General features: G+C 41.6%; 6 protein-coding genes and 1 riboswitch. Of the genes, 3 read left to right on the forward strand and 3 right to left on the reverse strand.

The genetic code is table 11. The annotated features are described in order from the left end of the window. Positions 1–4: 4 nt before the first annotated feature. Together AB4558_RS00705 and trmA are read right to left on the reverse strand one after the other, a co-directional pair. Positions 5–373, reverse strand: coding sequence for a hypothetical protein (locus AB4558_RS00705; RefSeq protein ID WP_372157668.1), 369 nt, complete (start codon positions 371–373; stop codon positions 5–7). 392 nt (positions 374–765) lie between these two features. Continuing rightward, on the reverse strand, positions 766–1,887 hold the full coding sequence (gene trmA / locus AB4558_RS00710; RefSeq protein ID WP_372157670.1) for a tRNA (uridine(54)-C5)-methyltransferase TrmA: 1,122 nt from the start codon (positions 1,885–1,887) through the stop codon (positions 766–768). Positions 1,888–2,041: 154 nt separating this feature from the next. Next, positions 2,042–2,246: riboswitch (cobalamin riboswitch) on the forward strand. Positions 2,247–2,285: 39 nt separating this feature from the next. On the opposite strand from trmA, the gene btuB reads away from it, so the two are divergent. From btuB to murI, 3 genes are read left to right on the forward strand one after another with little or no spacing between them, the layout of a single operon-like run. After that, positions 2,286–4,103: a TonB-dependent vitamin B12 receptor gene (btuB, locus tag AB4558_RS00715; RefSeq protein WP_372072750.1), complete on the forward strand. Its 1,818-nt coding sequence runs from the start codon at positions 2,286–2,288 to the stop codon at positions 4,101–4,103. A gap of 48 nt (positions 4,104–4,151) precedes the next feature. Further along, on the forward strand, positions 4,152–4,817 hold the full coding sequence (locus AB4558_RS00720; protein ID WP_017063778.1) for an ATPase: 666 nt from the start codon (positions 4,152–4,154) through the stop codon (positions 4,815–4,817). A 60-nt stretch (positions 4,818–4,877) separates the two neighbouring features. Continuing rightward, positions 4,878–5,684, forward strand: coding sequence for a glutamate racemase (murI, locus tag AB4558_RS00725; RefSeq protein WP_372072752.1), 807 nt, complete (start codon positions 4,878–4,880; stop codon positions 5,682–5,684). Here the strand turns inward: murI and AB4558_RS00730 are convergent. Further along, a complete protein-coding gene (locus AB4558_RS00730; protein ID WP_017061054.1) occupies positions 5,647–6,099 on the reverse strand; it encodes an RNA-binding protein in 453 nt (150 codons plus the stop codon). The genes murI and AB4558_RS00730 overlap by 38 nt on opposite strands. Positions 6,100–6,716: the final 617 nt, after the last annotated feature.

The following is a 6,716-nucleotide window of genomic DNA, read 5'->3' on the forward strand; positions in this document are numbered from 1 at the left end:
AAGATCAACACGCCCTAGCATCTTCAAATAACGACTGAAGAGTATTAGAGATATGGGTAGGGATTAAATAGTGGAAGTGAGACTCAGCCAGACACAACAGTAGTGCTTCTTGAGTACCACAGCCAACAAGAGATTTGGCTTGCTTTCGTTGGTATCCATAAGGTTTATCACGAGTATCTCGGTCAATATCAAAATACTCAAGTAACACATCAAGGTTACGTTGAATCGTTCGAATATCTCTATCAATACCTATCTCCTGAAGCTGTACTTTGAGCTCAGAAGCCGTGACTTTATGCCAATACGGTATGCGCTTGTATAACTCAAGTGCTAATACCATATGCTGGCGAGTGCTCACATGAGTAGATTTACTCATCGTGCGTACCTTTAGCGAAGCGGATCAAAATAGAGGTGACGGTATAACGATCTTGGAACAAGTCACTCTCACTCTATTGATAGCAAGAGACGAAGCTCTACACGCTAGGCTTTAAGGTGAGTTGATTGTATGAGTAGCTTGGGCATCTGGTGTCGGATGAAAGCGTACAATTGAAATTAATTGAATAATCGAGGTGGGCATAATGAACTCCTATGCTGGTGGATACATAGAAGTGATATGTGTTTGAAATATATTAGATTAGAAGTAAATACGATCAATTGATAATGAAAATCATTAGTATTAATGGTTTTTGGTTGGGATACTAAATTGCACCATCATAGCTAGTGCCGTACCCCAAGCCGTACCCATAGTTGATATTCAGGTGGTGGGATTTATGTAACTATTTGTTTTTTAAGTTCTAACAGTACACCCGCTTCCATGTGGTGCGTGTAAGGGAACTGGTCAAACAGAGCAAAACGAGTGATGTCGTGCGTTTCGCTTAGGATGTCTAGGTTCTCTTTCAATGTTTCAGGGTTACAAGAGATGTACATGATACGCTCGTAGCCTTGAACCATCTTACAAGTATCAACATCCATACCTGAACGCGGTGGATCAACAAAGATAGTGTTGCAGTTGTAGCTCTTAAGATCGATGTTCGCTTGCTGTAGACGACGGAACTCACGCTTGCCTTCCATTGCTACAGTAAAATCTTCTGCAGACATACGGATGATCTGAACATTTTCAATGTTGTTCGCAGCGATGTTGTATTGCGCAGATTCTACTGACGGTTTCGCCAGTTCAGTTGCCAGTACACGCTCGAAGTTTTGTGCTAGCGCTAATGAGAAGTTACCGTTACCACAGTAAAGCTCAAGTAAGTCGCCTTTGCTGTCTTGAGTACAATCGACAGCCCATTCCAACATTTTCTCTGCTACTTTGCCGTTTGGTTGAGTAAAGCTGTTTTCTACTTGTTGGTAGATGTAGCTGTCACCATTCACGTCTAGCTTTTCAATGACGTAGTCGCGGTCTAGTACGATTTTCATCTTACGCGCACGGCCAATCAGGTTTAGATTGAAACCTTCATCGTTTAATTGCTGTTTAAGTGCTTTAGCATCTTGAATCCACTGTTCACCCAATTGACGGTGGTAAAGCAGTGACACCAAAATTTCGCCGCTTAGTGTAGATAGGAAGTCTACTTGGAATAGCTTGTGGCGTAGAGAATGGTTGTCCTTCATTGCATCGACTAACAAAGGCATCAAGTCATTGATAAGACGACTAGCAGCAGGGAACTGGTCTACACGATATTTTTCTTTGGTCTCTTGATTGAACATGACGTAATACATATCGTCACCTTCATGCCACACGCGGAACTCAGCACGCATGCGGTAGTGTTGTTCTGGAGATTCATACACTTCCAGCTCAGGCACATTATATTCTGAGAACATTTCAGTAAGACGCTCAGTCTTTTCTGCCAGTTGTTCTTGGTAGCGTTGCGGGTTTACATCTAAATTCGCCATTGTTATGCCTTTTGCTGTCGTGCTTTTAAATCAAGAGCGCAGATTTTATTCAATCACAGGCGCTTGTCCAGTGTTGAGAGCCAATCAGTGTAAATAGGCCATGAAAACTATAGCTTATAACTATCTTAGACTAGACAAATGATTCAGAGGTCAATACTATCTTCGGCAAGCTGGTGCCATTTAGATGTATAGATGGCTGAAGAGGGAATCTGGTGTGAATCCAGAACTGACGCGCAGCGGTAAAAGAGAACAAGTATTCACAAGACACTGCAAATAGCTTTTTGTGGGAAGTCGAATATAAGGTAACCAAAAGGTTGTGCTCTTGAGTCCGAATACCTGCCAGTAGCTAAACCATAAGATGTGGTTTGGTAGGAATTTACGCGATTTAGGATAACAACATGAACAAATCCCTTTTAGCGATAGCTGTAGCATCGCTGCTTTCACCTATCTCCAATTTACACGCCCAAGAAGCCTCTGCCGACGAAACCATGGTGGTTACGGCTAACCGTTTTGAGCAAAGCACGGAAAGTGTTGTCGCTCAAGTTGAAGTAGTAACACGCCAAGATATCGATCGAATTCAAGCTAAGTCTCTAACAGATGTGTTTAGACGATTGACGGGTATTCAGGTTTCACAAAATGGAGGCCGAGGACAGCAAGCTTCGATCTTTGTTCGTGGTGCTAATTCTGATCAAGTGCTTGTTCTCATTGATGGTATTCGTTTTGCGCGAGCTGCAAAGGGTGGTGTCGATTTTAGCCAGTTACCAATTACATTCGTTGACCGAGTGGAATACGTTCGAGGAGCTCGTGCCGCTATGTATGGCTCAGAAGCTATCGGCGGTGTTATCAACATTATTACTGTTGCAAACTCTGACAATGAAAAAACGGCAGTTAGTGCAGGTTTAGGAAGCTTAGATTACCAAGAGCTGAGCTTTGTTAGTGGTACTAAGGTCGGTGAAAATGGTCACTTGAACGTATCTGTTGGTTACGATTCCGATGAGGGATACAACGTTCATCCATTACCAGGTGTTAATGATGGTGATCGCCATGGTTTTGAATCACGCAATGCTCTAATTGGTTATGTTCATAATTTTGATCAGCAATGGAGTGGCTTCGCGAATTTCCGTATGTTTGAAACCATTTCTCAGTACGATGGTTCATTTGGTACAGACCATTCTTACAAAGAAGCTGAAGTTCAAAATTCGACCTTTGCTACTGGTGTTAAATATAGTGGCAGTGAACTTAAGTCTGATTTCTTAGTTAACTATCAGAATCAAGATAACTGGAACTACGAACAGTCTTTAGGCAAGAACTCAGCGTCAGCAACATCTGATGAGCTTGAACAGCTAAATGTTCAATGGGTGAATTCATACAAACTAACGTCGTCACTGACTCTTAGTGGTGGTGTAGATTGGCGTGATGAGGCTTATATTGTTAAGCCTTCGAATACTGAATACGACAGAACGAATGTTGCGTACTTCGCTGCATTAAACGCAGATGCGGATAAAGTGTTCGGAGAACTGAGTCTTCGTGTTGATGACAATGAGCAGTTTGGTACAGAAACTACTTACAACACAGGGTTAGGCTATCGTTATGCTGAGTGGCTTGTTGTAAAAGCAGCTTATGGCACATCCTTCAAAGCACCTAACTTGTATCAACTATATAGCTACTACGGTAATGCACAGTTAGAAGCTGAAAAGGCAGATTCATTTGAACTGACTTTTGGTGGCTTAATCAAGGATGTTGATTGGTCGATTACTGGCTATGATACGAACGTCGAAGACTTAATAGATTATAACTACGCGACAAGCAAGTACTACAATACTGATGGCGAAAGCCAACTACGTGGTGTGGAAATGGTCGTAGGATTTGATACTAGCTTTATTAATCATGAAGTGAGCGCTAACTTTCAAGACCCCGAAGATCAATCTGGTGAGCAGTTAGTTCGCCGCGCAAAGAAGATTTATAAGTATAACGCGGTAGCTAGTTTCGATGATGTTGATCTGTCATTGGGGTACCAATACGTAGGAGCACGACCAGATTTCTCTGAAGAGTTGGCTGCATACAGTTTGTTTGATGTTTCAGTTAACTACTATGCAAATGAAAATCTTACTTTAAATGGTCGAGTCGAGAACCTTACTGATGAAGAGTACGAGACAGCTGGTGGATACCCATCTCCAGAGCGTACATATTACGTAAATGCTACTTACCAATTCTAATTTTCACCTAAACCGCCTTCGGGCGGTTTTTTCTTATTGGATATATCAATGAAAAAGAAAGTCGTCATAAGTTGGTCGTCAGGCAAAGACTCTACATTAACCCTAGAACGTCTACTTGAAAGCACCGAGTATGAAGTTGTTGCTCTCTATACTACGTATGTTGGAGATGAGGTTCCTTTCCAAGTCACGCCAATCGAGGTTGTCAAAATGCAGGCAACATTGATCGGCTTGCCATTAATAACTATTGAGCTGCCGGAAGTCTTCCCAAGTAACGAGATCTATCAAAGTACGATTGTTACGGCGCTTAAAGGGTCGGGTTTATCAATTGATGCCGTGGCATTCGGCGATATGTTTTGCAATGGCATTGCCGACTATAGAAAAAGCTATATAGAACCGGCTGGCTGGGAGTGTGTGTTTCCACTAATGGGAGAGAGTAGCCAGGCTCTTGCTAGTGAGATAATAAACAGAGGAATCGAAACCTTACTCGTCACAGTTGATAGAGATGCACTAGATATGAGCTATTGCGGGAAAGAATACACGCCTGAACTAATAGACAGTTTGCCAAGTCACGTCGACCCATGTGGAGAAGATGGTGAGTTCCATACACTAGTGACGTCAGCACCGTGTTTTAAAGGAAAGCTCAAGATAGAGTTAGAAAATGTAGAGCAAGGTGAGCGTTTTGTTCATCAACGCTATCAGGCTTGCATTATATAGAGTGAGGATTGGCGAAAACTAAGCGAAGGAGTATCATTGCAGCGAAACTTATTATAGGTAATCGTTGTGTCGGATAGTCTACAAAAAAACATATTGGTCTTTGATTCTGGAGTTGGCGGTCTGTCTGTATATAAAGAGATAAGCCAGTTACTACCAAATCACAACTATATCTATGTATTCGATAACGAGGCTTACCCATATGGTGAGCTCGACCAGCAAGTCCTCATTCAGCGAGTCCAAAATATCGTCGCCAGTTTTGTGGCGAGTCACGCTATTGATATTGTGGTGATAGCTTGTAATACGGCCAGTACGATAGTCCTGCCGACACTTCGCGCTAATAACCTTATCCCTATTGTCGGCGTAGTCCCGGCAATCAAACCTGCTTCGTTACTGGCTAATAAAGCGGTTGGCCTTATTGCGACTCCCGCGACGATTACTCGTGAATACACACACGAGCTCATCAAAAACTTCTCGAGTAATAAAAGAGTAGAGCTGTTGGGTTCTACTCGGCTGGTGGATATGGCCGAAGATAAACTCAGAGGCGAGGAGATTAGCCTTGAAGAGTTACAGCAAATCCTTCAGCCGATGATCAACACAATTGATGTGGCTGTATTAGGATGTACTCATTTCCCATTGATCAAATCAGAGATTCAACAAGTACTAGGTGAAAGTGTAGTGCTGATAGATTCTGGTAAAGCGATAGCTAAGCGGGTTCAAGATTTGTTGGGTTTGGAAAGCGTTAATAAAGAAGGGGGAGTACGTGAAGTTTTTTGTAGTGCACTTCCTAAAAAAGAAAGTGCACTAAATAGTATGTTAAAGCAGTTAGGGTTTAGCTCAGTTCAGATTCGTCCGCTTCAGGATGTTTAGGATCATTTGCAACACGTACTTTTAAAGTGCGTTGCATGTAATCTTTATCGTTAAGTGCAGAGATTGCATGATTCACATCATTACTTGCCATAACAACAAATCCAAAGCCTCTTCTTTTACCAGTACGTTTGTCTTTCATTAAACGTACTGCAAATACTTCACCATGCTCTGAGAATAATTCACGTACATGTGATTCGTTCGCTTTGTATGGAAGGTTACCCACATAAAGTGTTTTGGTTGAAGCCTTAGGTTCTGAATCTGATTTTGAGTCGGTGCTTGAAAAGTTAACAACAAAAGCGGAAGCCAAGACACCAAGGATAAAGGTAATTGCAGGCGATATATCTACCTGAGAGAAAACAATGCCGCCTAATACAGCCAGTGCGACAATTAACAACATCGATTTTTTTGAGTTCATATCGGAATACTACATATTAATAAACGAAATAGACGCATCTACCATTAACAAAATAGACACATGAATCTTACGTTCATGGCTTCCATTTTTCCAATGTATTGCTGTGATACGTCTCAAATGTTTAGTTTTTATTCGAAAAATGCGGATCTGGTGGCTTTTTAGGCGAACAAAACTTTTATTTCAAAAAGCCCTTGTGCTCCATCTCAATCTCTCTATAATGCCGCCTCACCGACACGGAGTGAGACGAAAGTCACACAGCGAAATCGGTAGAGAAAAAGAGTTTGAAAATAACCCTTGACTCTCAAAGTGGTGCAGGTATAGTACGCACCCCTGGCGACTGAGATGTGAATCACAAAACGCTAGCGCTCTTTAACAATTTAAACCTATCAATCTGTGTGGGCACTCGTTGATGAATATCAAAACGTTTTATCGTTAGATAAAACAGATTCTTCGGAATCAAAATTGATTTCAATGAACTGAGTGACCAATACAAATAACTTCGGTTATTTGGCACAGTCAATTCATTACCATTCTGTTGGAATGGTAATAGCTTTAGAATTACATGTTTCTGTTCTTTTTCGAAAGAGCGGTAAATATTAGTTTTGAAGTCAGTATTC

Source organism: Vibrio sp. 10N.222.51.C5 (assembly GCF_041474575.1).
GTDB lineage: Bacteria > Pseudomonadota > Gammaproteobacteria > Enterobacterales > Vibrionaceae > Vibrio > Vibrio crassostreae_C.

Coding starts and splice junctions, on each gene's coding strand:
- AB4558_RS00705 (WP_372157668.1), bottom strand. CDS start 373: ATGAGTAAATCTACTCATGTGAGCACTCGCCAGCATATGGTATTAGCA.
- trmA (WP_372157670.1), bottom strand. CDS start 1,887: ATGGCGAATTTAGATGTAAACCCGCAACGCTACCAAGAACAACTGGCA.
- btuB (WP_372072750.1), top strand. CDS start 2,286: ATGAACAAATCCCTTTTAGCGATAGCTGTAGCATCGCTGCTTTCACCT.
- AB4558_RS00720 (WP_017063778.1), top strand. CDS start 4,152: ATGAAAAAGAAAGTCGTCATAAGTTGGTCGTCAGGCAAAGACTCTACA.
- AB4558_RS00730 (WP_017061054.1), bottom strand. CDS start 6,099: ATGAACTCAAAAAAATCGATGTTGTTAATTGTCGCACTGGCTGTATTA.